Here is a 16,261-nt window from a genome sequence, read left to right on the forward strand (position 1 = left end):
TGGCATTTGTTTGCCGCTGTCTGAGCAGCACTGTGTTCTGTGCCACGGCAAATGCAGCGGCACAAAGTCATTAGCCCAAATTCAGCAACCTGGTTTTATCAAGCACAAAGCCTGATGTGATTTGCAGGGCTCGCCTGGCAACGGCATAATAGCAGGCCCTTTTCCCGCCCAAGGTTGTGCTTTTGTCTCTGCTGAATTTGTTGTGCTTACACCTATTGCCACTGCCGGAGCAGCGCTGATGCATGCTGTAGCTGCGGCTTTTGCCGACGATGGCGTGCTGGCACAGAATATTGCCGGTTTTAAAGCCCGTGACGCACAAAAACAAATGGCGATGGCGGTGGCACAAAGTATTGAACAGGGTTCAGCTTTGGTGGTGGAAGCGGGCACAGGCACAGGCAAAACTTACGCTTATTTAGTGCCTGCTTTGCTTGCCGGTAAAAAAGTAATTTTATCCACAGGTACCAAAAACCTGCAGGAACAGCTGTATTTTCGCGATTTACCTAAAGTATTAAATGCGTTGGCTTTGCCGCTGCAAACGGCCTTATTAAAAGGTCGCGCCAACTATTTATGTTTATTCAGGCTTACCCAGCATTACCAGCATGTACCGGTGAAAGACGATGTGCTGATCCAGGATTTAAGCCTGATTAAAAAGTGGTCCAGCGAAACCCAAAGCGGTGATATTGGTGAGCTGACTTATATTGCCGAAGACTCCAAAGCTTTGCCTTATGTCACCAGCACCAGTGACAACTGCCTTGGCAAAGACTGCCCGGATTTTGAAGACTGTTATTTACTCAAAGCCCGTAAAAAAGCCATGAACGCCGATTTGGTGGTGGTGAATCATCATTTGTTTTTTGCTGATATGGCGCTCAAAGACACTGGTTTTGGTGAACTGTTGCCGAATATGGATGTGGTGATTTTTGATGAAGCGCACCAAATTCCAGATATCGCCAGCGAATATTTTGGCGAGTCGGTGTCGTCAAAATTGCTGGCTGAATTGTGCCGTGATATTGAGCTCGCCTGTAAAACCCAGTTACGCGATCACCCACAACTGGCAAAAACTGCCGATAAATTAGCAGCTTTAGTGCGCGACTGGCGTTTGCTGTTGCCAGGCGATCCACAAAAAGGCAACTGGCGCGATTGTTACCAGCGCCCTGAGATGCAAGTGGCGATGAGCCGCATTCAGGACGCGATGCAGATGTTGTATCTGGTATTAAAATCAAGCCTGGGCCGCTCTGATCAGGTCGACAGCTGTTATGAACGTCTGGCGACCGCCAAAGCCAGGCTGGAAAAACTACTGGACGTAGAGCGCACCGGCGTCAGCTTCTGGTATGAAACCACAGCCCGCACCATCAGTTTGCATTACACGCCGCTCAGCATCGCCGACAAATTTAACGAGCTGGTGTTTGCCCGCGAGGCTGAACAAAAAAAACGCAGCTGGATTTTTACCTCGGCCACTTTGTCTGTGGATGAAGGTTTTGACCATTTTACCGATCAGATGGGGCTGCAAAACGCACAAACCATGCTTTTGGACAGCCCTTTTGATTACCCGAATCAGGCCATGCTGCTGGTGCCACGGTATTTGCCTGAGCCAACAGATCCGCGTATTAACAAAGCTGTGCTGGAACTGGCGGTGAAGCTGATCAATGCCAACGACGGCCGCTGTTTTTTCCTGTTTACCAGCCACCGTATGTTGCAGTGGATGGCCAAGGAGCTGCCACTTTATATCAATTTGCCTATTCTGGTGCAGGGCAGTACCAGCAAACGTATTTTGCTGGAGCAGTTTGTGGAGCTCAAACACACAGTGCTGCTGGGCACCGGCAGTTTCTGGGAAGGGGTGGATGTGCGGGGTGACACTTTAAGTTGTGTCATTATCGACAAATTGCCTTTTGCCTCCCCGGATGAACCTTTGTTGCAGGCGCGTAGTGAAGACGCCAGACTGCGTGGCCAGGATCCTTTTGCTCAGGTGCAGCTGCCGCAGGCGGTGATCACCTTAAAACAAGGGGTGGGGCGGCTTATTCGTGATGTGTCCGACCGGGGCGTGCTGGCCATTTGCGACAGCCGTTTAGTGACAAGGCCTTATGGTGAAGTTTTTATCAAGTCGCTTCCGCCGATGAAACGCAGTCGGGATGTAGGGCAAGCGATTGAATTTTTAGAACATATTCACAGTAGTGGAGAACAAGATTGAAATTATTAGCGCTGGATACCTCAACTGAAGCCTGCTCTGTGGCGCTGCAGATTGGTGCTGAGATCCTGAGCCTGGATGAAGTCTGCCCGCAGCAACACAGCAAAAGAGTGTTACCTATGGTGCAGCAGTTATTAAGTCAGGCCGGTATTGCTTTGAAAGATCTGGACGGTATTGTATTTGGCCGTGGCCCCGGCAGTTTTACCGGTGTGCGGATTGGGGTGGGTGTGGCGCAAGGGCTGGCTTTTGGCGCTGGTGTGCCGCTTTATGGTGTGTCAACTTTGGCGGCTATGGCGCAGGCGGCCAAGCGGCTTTATCACGCTGATAAAGTGGTGGCGGCCATTGATGCGCGGATGGCGGAAGTGTATCTGGGTTGTTATCAGCTCGATGCAGCTGGCCTGATGCAGCTGGCAGGTGAAGAAATTGCCCGTAAACCCGCTGAATTGGTGGCGGCCGATGTACCCGCTGGTTTTGGCGCTGCCAAAGTGTTTGGTGTCGGCACTGGTTTTCAGACTTACCCTGATGCGTTGACCGCCTGGCAGCAGGTACACATCTGCCCACAGATTTTATATCCGTCTGCACAGGATATGTTGGTGTTGAGTCAGGTTGCTTTAACCAAAGGGCTTTTTGTGGCGCCTGAGCTTGCCGAGCCAACTTATGTAAGGGATGAAGTGACCTGGCAAAAACTGCCTGGCCGTTAACAAAAAACAGTTCAGTTTATTGTAATAAACCGCCTTTTAGCCTGATGTGCTGGCTAAAGCGCCAAAAGAGTGCAAAAGCGGCAAAAAATTGCCGCTTTTAATTTGGCTGTAAGCCAATACAGACAAGGCCTGCAGCTTTATCAGTAATATCTGAAACAGCGGCTTGGCAATTGCAGTTTTGCCGTTATAATGCAGATAATTTCAGCAAAAAATTCTACGTTATGAGCCTTGCAGTCAGCCAGAATATCAGCAAAAGCCCGAATGTCGCCGAAGTCTTTGCCGGCCGGCAGTCCCGTGCTCTTGCACCAAATTCAACGGCAACGGACAAAACTGCTGAATCGCCGCAGGGCAATGGCGTTAAAAGTTCGGCTGCAGTGTTAAGTTTGCTCGATGATGAACGCCAAAATGCCGGCCGCACCGGCTATGACAATCCTTCTGGTCAGAATCAACGGGCGCTGGATGCGTATAAAAGTTTGGCCAATCAGCAAAAACGCGAAGAAATTCAGCAAATGTTTAGTGTGGATTTATTTGCCTGATCTTCTGCTTTTTGTGCAAACCTTCAAACCTTCAAACCTTCAAACCTTCAAACCTTCAAACCTTCAAATCTTCAAATCTTCAAATCTACAAATCTTTTAGCTGTTATTTACTGATCTTGCTTAGCCACAACTAATCCGGCTGGTCATTGCCAACGTATGCACTATTAAGTGTATTTGTGCAGATAACGCCGGGTGATCGGATGCAAAAATGTTGTGTAATTACCGGCGCCAGTTCCGGTCTTGGCCGTGAGCTGGCGTTGCAATATGCCGCTGATGGCTGGCGGGTGTTGACGATAGCCCGCTCTGAAGAGCGTTTGTTGCAATTAAGTCAGCAGTCGGCCCTGATCCAGCCTTTGGTGTTGGATCTGACTGACAGTGCGGCGATGGAAAAAAGTGCCGGTATTATTGCCGCTGTCTTACCTTCGGTCGATTTACTGATTTTAAATGCCGGCAGCTGTGAATATGTTGACGCTGACAATCTGGAGTTAGCTGCTTTTGAGCGCACCTTTGCCGTGAACTTTTTTGCGGTAGTGGCGGCCGTAAAGTATTGGCTGCCGCTGTTAAAAAACTCTGCCGCAGGCAATTCAGGCCGAGCGCAGCTGGCTATTGTCAGCAGTCTGGCCTGGTTATTTCCTTTTACCAGAGCTGAAGCTTATGGCGCCAGCAAGGCGGCATTGAGTTATTTTACCGACAGTTTACGGCTGGATTTAACCGGCCAGTGCATTCAGGTCAGCCTGATTGAACCCGGTTTTGTGGACACTCCGCTGACACGCAAAAACGACTTTGCCATGCCGTTTTTATTGCCGGTAGCGGATGCCGCAGCGCGGGTACGTAAAGCAATAGCAGATGGCAAATTACGTTGTCGTTTTCCGCTTCGGCTGAGTTTCAGTTTGCAGCTGCTGAATCTGTTGCCTTATAGCTTCAGGCAAAAAGTGGCGGCGGGGCTCAAACGATGAAAATTATTTATGTTGTCGCCTTTAAACTGTGCTGGCTGGCACTGGTGTACTGGCAGTACCTGCTGATGTTGCCGGTATTATTGTATTGGGGTTTTGCCATGTTGCGGCTGCATCACAAAGCCAGGCTGGCAGTGCTGCTTCTCACCCTCTGTGGCGTGTTGCTGGATTCTGTGCTGGTGGCAAGCGGCTGGTTAAATTTTGCCGGCAATACTCTGTTGCCCATCTGGATGATGGTGCTCTGGGCTTGCTTTGCGCTAATGCTGGTACAGGTGCTTGCGGATTTGTTGCGTTATTGGTGGCTGGCCGCTTTGTTTGGTGCCGTTGGCGGGCCTCTGGCTTATTGGGGCGGTAGTGTGCTGGGAGGAGAGCTGTTGTATCAGCCTGTGCTGGAATTGTCGTTGTTGCTGGCGCTGTGCTGGTCGTTACTGATGGCGGTTTTTGTGCACTACCGGTTTTTATGGAGCAATCAACATGAAACTTTACGCTTTGATGCCAAAGCTGCCGGTCGTTAGTCTGCTGCTGGCCGCTGCACTTTGTTCAACTGTGACTGTTGCAAACAGCAATGACCACAGCGACAGCAGTTTTAAAATCATCGGCCAGGGTCAATACAGTTATTGGTTCTGGGATTTATATGAGGCCAGGTTATTTAGCAGTGACGGTCGTTTTGTTGATTATCAGCAAAGTGTGCCGCTGAAACTGGAGCTGACCTATCAGCGCGATATTAAAAAGCAGGATTTTATTGATGCCACAATGCAGCAGTGGAAAATCCAGCAGGGCAAACTGGATAAAAAGCATAAAGTTTGGGCCGGTGAGCTGGGGACTTTATGGCGGGATGTCAGTAAAGGTGACACTCTGACTGCGGTGTTAAGACCGGACGGTTTGGTTGATTTTTATTTTAATCACAATCTGTTAGGGCGAACCAGTGATCCGGCTTTTGGCTCGGCTTTTTTTGATATCTGGTTGTCGGAAAAAACCACAGCACCAGAGCTTCGAAGCCAGTTATTGGCCTTAGGCCAGGATAACACTTCAGGTTAAATAGCCCCTGCTGAACAACCAAAGCCGCAGCAGATAAAGCCTGACAAAATAAAAAACCGGCAGTCGTATTACTGCCGGTTTTTTTGTCAGCAAATTTAGTGCGAACCGGCTGCTGTTGTTTCTGCTTTGCCATTATTAGCCATTTGTGGGCTTACATAGTGGATCAGCTTACGGGCAATGTCAGTGTTGTCCTGAAAACCGGCAAAATCAGCTCTGTACTTGCCCCAGGCCAGTACAGGCACATCAATAGCTGTGTGCGCGCCGCTGGTCCAGCCGGTGCGTGAATAATGGTTGATATGCTGTTTCACCACTTTTGCCAGCGCTTTCAGTGCTTCGGCTTCAGTTTCCAGCTGGTCGGCAATAGTTTTACCGGCAATTTTGGCAAAACTGGCGGCTGCAGTGCTGCGGGCCTGTTGTAATTGCTTCAGTTCCGCATCGGTCAGCATCAAAGAAGTTTTCTCCAGCCACACTTTGTTCAGGTCGGTTTCTTTGGCTTGCACCAGTGCTTTGGCAATTTCAGGTGCGGTGTTTTTTACCTTTTTAATCACGTCTTTATTCCAGGCGTAATCACCTTCAGCGCCTAAAGATAAACCGCCGGTTTCATGATCGGCCGTGATCACCAGCAGGGTGTCAGGGTTGTTGTCAACATATGCTTTAGCCACCGCAATGGCTTTGGCAAAATCGTCCATTTCTGCCATGGCGCAGGCGATATCATTGGCATGACCACACCAGTCAATCTGGCTGCCTTCAATCATCATGACAAAACCCTGCTCAGAGTTTTGCAGCAGCGACAGCGCTTTACTGGTCATAGTCGCCAGCGGTTGTTTGACCGGGTTATCCAGCGCACTTGGCAAACCCACCTGGGCCAGCAGCGCCAGAGCTGGCACAGTACTTATTTGTTCCAGTTGTTGCCAGTTGTCGGCATACTGAAAACCTGCTTGCTGAAATTCCTGCACCAGGTTGCGATCTTTACGGACAAAATACTGAGTACCACCACCAAACATTAAATCGGCCACCGGTTTGTTGCCGACTTTGTTATCGACATAATCGTCGGCGATTTCGTTGTAGTTTTTCCGGCTTTTGTTATGTGCCATAAAACTGGCTGGGGTAGCGTGGTTAATCTGAGAGGTTGAAATAATGGCGGTGTGTTTGCCCTGGCCTTTGGCAATTTCTAATAAAGTGCTCAGCGGCTGATGGCTATGATTAACCGAAATCGCACCATTATAACTTTTGATTTGGGTGGCAAGAGCTGTAGCACCGGCGGCTGAGTCTGTGACTATGGTGTCATCGTCCGGGTAAGTCGTGGCTACACCGACCCACAGTTCATCATAAATCGTCGATTCCACTTTTTTGGTGGCCGGATTGTCCTGGTAATAACGATAGGCCGATAAATAAGCCGGCCCCATACCGTCGCCAATCATATAAATAATGTTTTTTGGCGCAGCCTGCGCCAGTACCGGGCACATGGCAGCAAACAGGGCGGACAATACAACTTTTTTGATCATTTCGAAAATCCTGTAAACCCGGGCGAGCCCGGTAGCAATACATCAAATAAACAGCACAGCGCGCGATTCTAAGCCGTTGTGCTAAAAAGTACAGCCTTAACAGCCAGTGCAAGGTTTGACGGCAGTTTAATTGCGGCAGGTGACAGATTGATGATTTGTAAAAAAGCGCTCAGCACTGGCTTGCGCAACTTGGGCCGCTCGCTTATTGTGAAACAGCGGGCTGTGATGCAGCGATGTCCGGAGCTGCTCAGTTATGTTGCCATTTGTTGTAGCGTGCTGCCAGGCAGGAAGCAAAAAGCCTGAACTTATTCAGTTAAACTGGCTCTTACTTGTTGTTTTTGCTGTGTCATTCAGTCAGTTACAGGATGAAATGTAGTATGAAATTGTTATCAGCATCGTTATCTGTATTGTTCGGCAGTATGTTCGTGCTCGGCGGTTGTGCCAGTTATCCGGAGCCAGTCCGAGTCAGCGAAGGCACAACATTGATCAGTTATCAGGCCGCGACTCAGGGTGGGGTGCAACAAGGTACAGCACGCTGGAGTGGTGTCATTGCCAAGGTGCAGAATAACGCCAACGATACCCGTCTTGAAGTGGTGTATTTCCCTTCCAACAGCTCAGGCCGACCCAAGGTTGCCGATAAAACCGATGGCCGTTTTGTTGCGTATATTCAGGGGTTTGTTGACCCTATGGTGTTCCAGCAAGGTAAATCCGTGACTGTGCTCGGCGCTTTAAGTCAGCCGGAAGCCGGTATGGTGGATCAATATCAGTATATTTATCCGGTGATCAAAGAAGCCAAAGTATATTTATGGCCAAAGCAGCAGGAAACCAGAGTCGATGTGATTGACCCCTGGCCAATGTGGCGCACACCTTATCCGTATTGGGGCTATGGCCCGGCGATCCGGATCAGAACAACAATTCCAACAGGTGAAAAACCAGCACAAGGGTCAGGTCATGTTGAAAATTCGCAACAAGGTTCGCAGCAGCGTTAAGTATTTTAGTCTGGTTGCATGCTGTGCAGCCTTTCACCTGACTGCTGCTAATACCGAAACGGTGCCGGTATCGGCACTGCAGCAGGTGGTGGACTCTGATTATCGCTCGGCAGATAACAAACATCGTGATCAATACCGTCATCCGGTGGAAACCCTGACTTTTTTTGGCATCAGGCCAGAGATGTCGGTGCTTGAAGTCTGGCCCGCCCGTGGCTGGTATACCGAAATTCTGGCACCTTACCTGAAAGATAAAGGTCAACTGACCATTGCAAACTTCCGTCAGAACGACGGCACCCTGGAAGACGAACGCAAAATTTTCTGGGCCAAACTAGCAAAAAAACTGGAACAAGACATCGACGAGCACCCTGAACATTTTGGCAAAGTCAAAAGTGCTGAATTTGATCCACCAGGCCTGATGCAACCCGGCCAAGTGAATCAATACGATATGGTGCTGAGTTTCAGAAACTCACATATCTGGAACGAAGAAGGTTATTTACTGGACGTATACCGTGCTTTGTTTGATGTACTCAAACCAGGCGGCACCCTGGGTATTGTTGAACACAGATCCAGCCGTCTATCAGAAATTTCCAGCCGCGCCGGTGAAGGTTATCTGGATGAATATTATGTGATTGCCGTGGCGCAACAGGCCGGTTTTGTGCTGGTTGACCGCTCAGAAATTAATGCCAACCCCAAAGACAGTAAAGATTATCCTAAAGGGGTGTATGCGTTGCCACCGACACTGGCGATGGGCGCTTTGGACAAAAACAAATATCTGGCCATTGGTGAAAGCGACCGGATGACACTGAAATTTACCAAACCGCTGCAATAACACCTATGGTTGATGGTCAGCCTGAGGCTGTGAGTTTTCAGTTACGCCAGTTGCAATTAAAAGGCTGGCGCTCGGGTGCCGAAGAGGCACCTTTATGCCTTTGTTTACATGGCTGGTTGGATAATGCCAACAGTTTTTTACCCTTAGCCCAGGCACTGCCTGAATTTCAGCTGTTGGCTATTGATTTGCCGGGGCATGGCCGCTCACAACACCGAAGCCCGGATGCTCACTATCATTTTCTTGATTGGGTGGACGATCTGTTGCAGCTGGTCAACCTGTTAGATGCCGGACCTTTGCATCTGATAGGGCATTCAATGGGTGGTATGATAGCCGGCGCTTTTGCCGCAGCTTTTCCGGAATATGTCAAAAGTCTGGTATTGATTGACAGTTTAGGCCTGGTGACAGCGCCAGAGCACAATACAACACAGCAGCTGCGTCAGGCCATATTGTCGCGGCAAAAACGGCTGGATAAACGCAAACCTTATTATCCAAGCCTGGAAGCGGCAGCCGGGGCCCGTTTACAACAAAGTGATTTTGCCATGGCGCAGGCTATGCTACTGGCCGAGCGTGGCACCGAACTCGTGGCCGCTGAAAAACAAGCCCCACGCTGGACCTGGTCCGCCGATTTACGTTTGCGCGAAGTGTCGGCTTACCGGTTTTCCAGGGCGCAGGCACTGCAGTTGATTGCAGATATTCAACAGCCAACTCTGGCGATTTTGGCCAGCAATAGCATAGAGATGATGGCGCAGGCCAAACCGTTGTTTTTGCCTGTTTATCCACATTTGCAAGTGAAAGAACTTGCAGGCGGGCACCATCTGCATATGACAGAACCACAGGCGGTAGCGGCACAGATCCGAGCTTTCCTGGCTGAAGAAAATGCTAGTTAATTTCTTTTAAATCAATGCTCTATATCTTGTTTATTCGGCCGGAGCAGCACAGAATGCAGCAGGCTAATTGTGCAACCGCAACAATTGTGGGATGATTGAGGATTAGAGTAAAAACTCAGAGTGCGTAGTGATTGTACAAACTTATGCGTTTAAGTTGCATAACACTGCGAAGCTTCCTATAAAAATAATTAGAACTGACGACGAGGAGAGGATGGTGGATAAAGTCTGGTTAAAGCGTTACCCCACCGGAGTGCCGGCCGAAATTGATGCCGATCACTACAGTTCATTGTTAGACATCTTCGAACAATCTATTGCCAGCTACAGCGACCGCACTGCTTATATTAATATGGGCAAGTCAATTACTTACGCTGAGCTGGACACCTTAAGTACCCACTTTGCCGCTTATCTGCAACAGGGTCTTGGCCTGAAAAAAGGTGACGCTGTTGCCATTATGATGCCAAATTTGCTGCAGTATCCGGTTGCTTTATTAGGGGTGTTGCGCGCGGGTTGTACCGTGGTTAATGTGAACCCGCTGTACACGCCGCGTGAACTGCAACACCAGCTGAACGACTCCCAGGCCAAAGCCATTGTGATTGTTGAAAACTTCGCCCATACCCTGGCCGACGTGATCAACCAGGTGAAGCTTGATCATGTGATCCTGACCAAAATGGGTGACATGCTGGGTTTTATCAAAGGCAACATCGTCAATTTTGTGGTGAAACACGTTAAAAAGATGATCCCTGCTTATCAGCTGCCACAGCTGAAAACCTTTAATAACGCGTTAAAACAAGGCGCGCAGCTGAAATACCAAAAGCCGGTGGTGACAGGTGCAGATCTGGCGTTCTTGCAATACACAGGCGGTACAACAGGTGTGTCCAAAGGCGCTATGCTGACCCATCGTAATATGGTGGCGAACCTGGAACAGGTGGCTGGTTGTATCGGGCCTATTCTGGCGCCTGGTAAAGAGTTTATTGTGACAGCGCTGCCGCTTTATCATATTTTTGCCTTAACAGCCAACTGCCTGACTTTTATGAAATACGGCGGTACCAACCTGCTTATTACCAACCCGCGTGATATGCCCGGTTTTGTCAAAGAGCTTAGCAAATACCCATTTACTGCCATTACCGGCGTTAACACTTTGTTTAATGGTTTATTAAACTGCCCGGGTTTTGCTGACCTTGACTTTAGCAAGCTGAAGTTGTCGTTAGGTGGGGGTATGGCAGTGCAAAAACCTGTGGCAGAGCGCTGGCAAAAAGTCACCCACAGCCGTCTGGTGGAAGGTTATGGTTTAACTGAATGTGCGCCGCTGGTGACCGTTAGCCCCTTTGATTTGGATGGTTTTAACGGCAGCATTGGTTTGCCGGCACCTTCAACCCATATCAAACTGATTGATGATAATGGCAATGAAGTGGCGCCTGGTGAAGCCGGTGAAATGCTGGTGCAGGGTCCGCAGGTGATGCTGGGATATTTAAACCGGCCGGAAGAAACCGACAAGGTGTTAAAAGACGGCTGGTTGTACACCGGCGATATCGCCCGGATGGATGAGCAGGGTTTCTTTTATATAGTTGATCGCAAAAAAGACATGATTTTAGTCTCTGGATTTAACGTGTATCCAAACGAGATTGAAGAAGTGGTCGCGATGAACGAAAAAGTGCTGGAAGTGGCCGCTGTCGGTATTCCAAACGAAGCAACAGGCGAAGCGGTGAAGATTTTTGTGGTGAAAAAAGACCAGTCTTTAACCGATCAGGAGCTGATCGCACACTGTAAAGAGCGTTTAACGGGCTATAAAGTACCGAAGCTGGTAGAATTTCGCACAGAGTTGCCCAAAACCAACGTGGGCAAAATTTTACGCCGTGAGCTTAAAGGCCAATAACAGTCTTTGTGACTCCATAAAAAACCGGCGTTTTGCCGGTTTTTTTATTTGTTTTTCAGGCTGTGCTATCCAAAGTTGTAGTGCCGGTTTTTATGTCCGGTGTAGTTGGCTCAGACCAGTTGTTTGAAATCTGTTGTTTGATATTTGTTGTCTGGCATTTGCCGTCTGGAGTTTTGCATGTCGTACCGCATCATCACTGAAAATCAGCAGCTGGCTGAATTTTGTGCCAAAGCACAGTTGTCCGATTGTCTGGCGGTCGACACTGAGTTTGTCCGCACCAATACCTTGCAGCCGAAGCTGGGGTTGATTCAGCTGTATGCAGGTGATGAAGTGGTGTTGGTCGACCCGCTTTGTATCAGCGACTGGCAACCGCTGGATGCACTGCTGCGCGCACCAACAGTGCTAAAAATGCTGCATTCCTGCAACGAAGATTTAGAAGCTTTTGCCTCCATCGGTTTAGTTGAGATCCGGCCTTTATTCGACACCCAGTTGGCGGCTGAGCTCGCCGGCATGGGCGCCAGTTTAGGTTATGGCAAAATGGTGGAGCAGCTGAGCGGGCGGGTACTGGATAAAAGTGAATCCCGCACTGACTGGCTGGCCCGGCCTTTAGCCAGCACTCAGCTTGAATATGCCGCCAATGATGTGTTGTATCTCTGGCCGCTGAAAGATTTACTCATCAGTAAGTTACCCAGGTCGGAATTATTTGATTTATTGCTGGCGGAAGGCGAGCAGATGATCCGCCGGCGTTTTTTTGTGTTGCCACCCGAGCTGAAATATCTGGAGCTGAAAAACAGCTGGCAGTGTCAGCCACGGGAGCTGGCGGTGCTGAAACTGTTGTGTGCCTGGCGGCAAACTTATGCCGAACAAAAAGATATGGCGCTGGGCCTGGTGCTTAAAGATGCTCTGCTGTACGAACTGGCCAGACGCCGCCCGACCACCATGGAAGCGTTGGCGCAGGTGCCGGATTTACACCCACGTGAACTCAGACGCCATGGCCAGCAGATTTTAAATCTGGTCAGTGCCGCCAAAGCGCTAAGTCCGCAGCAATGTCCGCAGACTTTTTATCATCAGGATAGCTTTCCGGGTTTTAAACAACTGCAGCAGGATTTGACCGATGCGGTGCAACAAGCGGCCAAGGCGGCTGATATTCCGGCGGCTTTTTTAAGTGTCAAACGTCAGCTGAATGAATATCTGAACTGGTGTTGGCGGGTTACCGACGAAGAGCGGTTGTTGCTGCCACAACCTGAATATTTGCGCGGCTGGCGTCGCAGCTTGCTGCTGCCTTATCTGCCACAACCTGTGCATGTGCAGGCGATCATTGCCGCACAATAAGCAAAAAGGCCTGAGCCTTTGCGCCAATCACAGCTGATCCAAAAGCAAAAAAGCCGCGTATTACCGCGGCTTTTTTCATCAGGATCAGCGCTTTTTTTCGACGTTTTTGTTCTATTTTTGTCCGTTGTTGTCTCTGATCCTGCATTTTGCTGCCGGCGTAACAACTTCGCTTATTTCAAAGTGGAGAACTAAAATGCAATGGATGAAAAAGTTAGTCTGTGTGGTATTTGCTGCCGGTGCACTCAGCGCCTGTAACAGTGATAACGACCCGGCTCCTGTGGTGACCCCGCCGCCGGTGAAACAAAGCAGTATTAAGCTGGTGCATGCGGTCAGTGACGCACCTGCGGTTAGTATCGATGGTGGCCAGTTATTGCAGGTCGCCAAACTGGATTATGCTCAGAGCACCAATCTGGTGAGTTTGCCGGAAGGCAGTTACAACCTGGGGGTTGATGCTTTGTTGCCACAAAACGGCAAAGCCAGGGTGATCAACGCTCCGGGTGTGATGTTGTCGGCCGATAACAGCTACACTGTGTTTGCGATAGGCTCTGCTGCCGCCAGCACTGTTGCGCCGCTGGTGGTGGCCACTCCGGTTGCTGCTGTGGCAACAGGGAATGTCAGAGTGCGGGTAGTTCATGCCGCGGCCAGTGCGCCTATGGTGGATGTTCACGTGACGGCGCCCGGTGCTGCGTTAAGTTCGGGCACTGTTGCCGCCACATTGGATTTTCGTCAGTTTACAGCACCGCTGACGCTGAACGCAGGCAATTATCAGGTGCGGATCACCTTACCTGCCAAACCAGACACAGTGGTGTTTGATTCAGGCACTGTGGCCCTTACTTCCGGTGCTGATGTCATTATCGCTGCCATTAACAACAGATTTGCCGGCCCATCCCCAGTGTCTTTGCTGGCGGTCAATGCCAATGGCACCTATGCCGATATTAAAGATGCCAACAGCACCGCAGATGTCCGGGTGGTGCATGCAGTGTCTGATGCACCGGCGGTGGACCTGTTATTGAACAACACAAAAGCCATTCCAAACCTGGCTTTCCCGAATTTTACCGGTTACGCCAATCTGACCCCAGGTAACTACAACGTGAAAGTTGCGGCAGCGGCCGACAATTCTGTGGTGGTGATTAACGCCGACCTGAATTTGACCTCTGGTAGTTTTGCGACTGTGTTGGCTACCGGCTCACTGGGGCAGGGCAGTATCACACCACTGGTACTGGCAGATAATCCAAGACGTATTGCCACTGAAGCCCAGATCAGGCTGGTGCATGCTTCTACTCTGGCTGGCAATGTCGATATTTATGTGACAGCAAGCTCAGATATCAGCAGCGCCACTCCTGCTTTTGCCAATGTGCCTTTTAAAGCCCAAACCGGTTATGTGTCGCTGTTGCCTGGCAATTATGTGGTGACAGTAACACCGGCCGGCAGTAAAACTGCGGCCATTGGTCCACTGGCGTTAACACTTGCCGGTAATAAAATTTATACCGCAGTGGCCCGCGACAGTGTGAACCGCACCGCGCCTCTTGGCCTGATTTTGCTGGATGACTTTAATTAAGTAATTTTTAAATAAAAAAGGCCGCATAGCGGCCTTTTTTATTTGGTTTTTCCGGTTTAACGTTTTTCTTCCGGGAAAGTGACGTTTAATTCCAGAACCGACAGTTCATCAGAGCTCTTTTCTAAAGTCACAGAAACCTGATCATCGGCAATATCCACATATTTGCGGATCACTTCCAGAATATCGCGTTCAAGCTGCGGCAAATAATCCGGACTGGTGCGACGGCGTCTTTCATGCGCAACGATGATCTGCAACCGCTCCTTAGCAGTCGATGCGGTGTTTTTCTTGGAGGAGCGGAAATAGTCGAGCAGCGACATAAGTTAGCCTCCGAAAATCCGTTTGAGTAAGCCTTTTTTCTCCACATTTAAAAAGCGGAACGGCACTTCTTCACCCAATAAACGGGCAACTGTGTCTAAATACGCCTGACCTGCGTCACTTTCGGTATCCAGGATCACAGGTTGGCCTGAGTTTGACGCATTCAGGACGGCCTGAGATTCAGGGATCACACCCAGCAGTTTGATCGCCAGAATTTCATTGACGTCTTCCACACTCAGCATCTCGCCTTTGACAACACGCTCAGGGTTGTAGCGGGTTAACAATAAATGTTCTTTAATGCCCGGCAATCCCTGTTCAGCACGGCGCGACTTGCTGGATAACATGCCCAGGATACGGTCAGAGTCACGCACTGATGATACTTCAGGGTTGGTGACGACTATGGCTTCGTCGGCAAAATACAATGCCATCATGGCACCTGATTCAATACCGGCAGGTGAGTCGCAGATAATAAAATCAAATTCTTCTGACAGCTCGTTCAGCACGCGCTCTACGCCTTCTTTATATAAAGCGTCTTTATCACGGGTTTGTGAGGCCGGCAGAATATAAAGATTGTCCAGACGTTTATCACGGATCAGTGCTTGTTTTAAATTTGCTTCATTGTTGATCACATTAACAAAGTCATACACCACACGACGCTCGCAACCCATGATCAGGTCAAGGTTACGCAAGCCGATATCAAAATCGACAATGACGGTTTTGTGGCCTTTTAATGCCAGGCCAGTACCAATAGCGGCACTGGAGGTGGTCTTACCAACACCACCTTTACCTGAAGTCACAACTATGATTTTTGCCATAGCACACAATCCTTAGAATAATTCTGCTAATACTAATTGACCGTCCTGCAAGCTGATACAAGCCGACTTGCCCCAAAATTCGCCTTGCAGGCTTTCACTTAACCAATAGTTACCGGCAATCGAGATTAACTCGGGTTGCATATTGTAACAATAGATCTTTTTACTGCTGTCCCCGCTGGCGCCTGCAATAGCTTTACCACGCAAAGAACCGTAAATATGGATATTGCCATCGGCAATGACTTCTGCACCGGCGCCGACTGTACCTTTGATAATTAAATCTGCGCCTTTGACATAAATTTGCTGGCCTGAGCGGATGTTTTGCTCAATCAGTTTGTTTTCGACCGGCGCTACCGGAGCAGGCGCTGGCGCCGGCGCTGCAGCCACAGTTTTTGCCGGTTCTGCTTTGGTATTTTTACTCAGCTGCAAAGCGGCAAGACCGGCCTGATGGGCGGCTTTTTTCAGCTCGCTACTGGCACCACAAACCCCGACCAACACCAGCTGCAGTTCGATAAACAACTGTTTAATGGCAATAAAATCGGGGATCTGTTTGGCGTTTTCTACATTGATCACCACAGGTGCCTGCAGAAAAAAACCAGGTGCCTGCGCCAGTTTTTGCTGCAATTGGCTACGCAGCGCTGCAACGCTGAAATCCTGACAATATAAAACTGATAAAGGAAACAAACTTCCTTTTAACTCAAATGAGTGATCCGACATAACAACCGCGAGTGCAAAATGAATGATTAGGTTT

16 protein-coding genes are annotated in these 16,261 nt (G+C 49.4%); 12 read left to right on the forward strand and 4 right to left on the reverse strand.

Annotated features, from left to right (window positions below; translation table 11 throughout):
- Positions 1–238 precede the first annotated feature (238 nt).
- The 6 genes from V7P87_RS11505 (at position 239) to V7P87_RS11530 (ending at position 5,410) form a co-directional block, all read left to right on the forward strand.
- A complete protein-coding gene (locus V7P87_RS11505) occupies positions 239–2,185 on the forward strand; it encodes an ATP-dependent DNA helicase (RefSeq protein ID WP_333797558.1) in 1,947 nt (648 codons plus the stop codon).
- Positions 2,182–2,883, forward strand: coding sequence for a tRNA (adenosine(37)-N6)-threonylcarbamoyltransferase complex dimerization subunit type 1 TsaB (gene tsaB / locus V7P87_RS11510; protein ID WP_333797559.1), 702 nt, complete (start codon positions 2,182–2,184; stop codon positions 2,881–2,883). The genes V7P87_RS11505 and tsaB overlap by 4 nt, the downstream gene beginning before the upstream one ends.
- Positions 2,884–3,104: 221 nt before the next feature.
- On the forward strand, positions 3,105–3,419 hold the full coding sequence (locus V7P87_RS11515; protein WP_333797560.1) for a hypothetical protein: 315 nt from the start codon (positions 3,105–3,107) through the stop codon (positions 3,417–3,419).
- A 200-nt stretch (positions 3,420–3,619) separates the two neighbouring features.
- Entirely contained in the window at positions 3,620–4,375 is a 756-nt protein-coding gene (locus tag V7P87_RS11520) for an SDR family NAD(P)-dependent oxidoreductase (RefSeq protein ID WP_333797561.1), read from the forward strand.
- The gene (locus V7P87_RS11525; protein WP_333797562.1) at positions 4,372–4,887 is read left to right on the forward strand and encodes a DUF2878 domain-containing protein; all 516 of its coding nucleotides are present in this window, start codon (positions 4,372–4,374) and stop codon (positions 4,885–4,887) included. The genes V7P87_RS11520 and V7P87_RS11525 overlap by 4 nt, the downstream gene beginning before the upstream one ends.
- Complete coding sequence (locus V7P87_RS11530) at positions 4,847–5,410, forward strand: chalcone isomerase family protein (protein ID WP_333797563.1); 564 nt, start codon at positions 4,847–4,849, stop codon at positions 5,408–5,410. Before V7P87_RS11525 ends, V7P87_RS11530 begins: the two co-directional genes overlap by 41 nt.
- Positions 5,411–5,505: 95 nt before the next feature.
- Here the strand turns inward: V7P87_RS11530 and V7P87_RS11535 are convergent, their stop codons facing one another.
- Positions 5,506–6,915 carry an alkaline phosphatase gene (locus tag V7P87_RS11535; protein ID WP_333797564.1) on the reverse strand — a complete coding sequence of 470 codons (1,410 nt, stop codon included), beginning with the start codon at positions 6,913–6,915 and terminating at the stop codon, positions 5,506–5,508.
- 377 nt (positions 6,916–7,292) lie between these two features.
- Between V7P87_RS11535 and V7P87_RS11540 the strand changes: the two genes are divergently transcribed.
- The 6 genes from V7P87_RS11540 (at position 7,293) to V7P87_RS11565 (ending at position 14,383) form a co-directional block, all read left to right on the forward strand.
- The gene (locus V7P87_RS11540; protein WP_333797565.1) at positions 7,293–7,904 is read left to right on the forward strand and encodes a Slp family lipoprotein; all 612 of its coding nucleotides are present in this window, start codon (positions 7,293–7,295) and stop codon (positions 7,902–7,904) included.
- Positions 7,867–8,733: a class I SAM-dependent methyltransferase gene (locus V7P87_RS11545; protein ID WP_333797566.1), complete on the forward strand. Its 867-nt coding sequence runs from the start codon at positions 7,867–7,869 to the stop codon at positions 8,731–8,733. The genes V7P87_RS11540 and V7P87_RS11545 overlap by 38 nt, the downstream gene beginning before the upstream one ends.
- A gap of 29 nt (positions 8,734–8,762) precedes the next feature.
- A complete protein-coding gene (locus V7P87_RS11550; protein WP_333797567.1) occupies positions 8,763–9,620 on the forward strand; it encodes an alpha/beta fold hydrolase in 858 nt (285 codons plus the stop codon).
- Positions 9,621–9,834: 214 nt separating this feature from the next.
- The gene (gene fadD, locus V7P87_RS11555) at positions 9,835–11,493 is read left to right on the forward strand and encodes a long-chain-fatty-acid--CoA ligase FadD (RefSeq protein ID WP_333797568.1); all 1,659 of its coding nucleotides are present in this window, start codon (positions 9,835–9,837) and stop codon (positions 11,491–11,493) included.
- Positions 11,494–11,670: 177 nt separating this feature from the next.
- Positions 11,671–12,825 carry a ribonuclease D gene (gene rnd, locus V7P87_RS11560; protein ID WP_333797569.1) on the forward strand — a complete coding sequence of 385 codons (1,155 nt, stop codon included), beginning with the start codon at positions 11,671–11,673 and terminating at the stop codon, positions 12,823–12,825.
- Positions 12,826–13,018: 193 nt separating this feature from the next.
- Complete coding sequence (locus V7P87_RS11565) at positions 13,019–14,383, forward strand: DUF4397 domain-containing protein (protein ID WP_333797570.1); 1,365 nt, start codon at positions 13,019–13,021, stop codon at positions 14,381–14,383.
- A 56-nt stretch (positions 14,384–14,439) separates the two neighbouring features.
- On the opposite strand, the gene minE is transcribed toward V7P87_RS11565, so the two are convergent.
- From minE to minC, 3 genes are read right to left on the reverse strand one after another with little or no spacing between them, the layout of a single operon-like run.
- Positions 14,440–14,700 (reverse strand): cell division topological specificity factor MinE, encoded by a 261-nt coding sequence (gene minE / locus V7P87_RS11570; RefSeq protein ID WP_260658465.1) that lies wholly within the window; start codon positions 14,698–14,700, stop codon positions 14,440–14,442.
- A gap of 3 nt (positions 14,701–14,703) precedes the next feature.
- Complete coding sequence (gene minD, locus V7P87_RS11575) at positions 14,704–15,513, reverse strand: septum site-determining protein MinD (protein WP_260658466.1); 810 nt, start codon at positions 15,511–15,513, stop codon at positions 14,704–14,706.
- Between the two features lie 12 nt (positions 15,514–15,525).
- On the reverse strand, positions 15,526–16,227 hold the full coding sequence (gene minC, locus V7P87_RS11580; RefSeq protein ID WP_333797571.1) for a septum site-determining protein MinC: 702 nt from the start codon (positions 16,225–16,227) through the stop codon (positions 15,526–15,528).
- Positions 16,228–16,261: the final 34 nt, after the last annotated feature.

Origin of the sequence: Rheinheimera sp., from assembly GCF_036782235.1 — a bacterium.
Classification (GTDB): Bacteria; Pseudomonadota; Gammaproteobacteria; order Enterobacterales; family Alteromonadaceae; genus Pararheinheimera.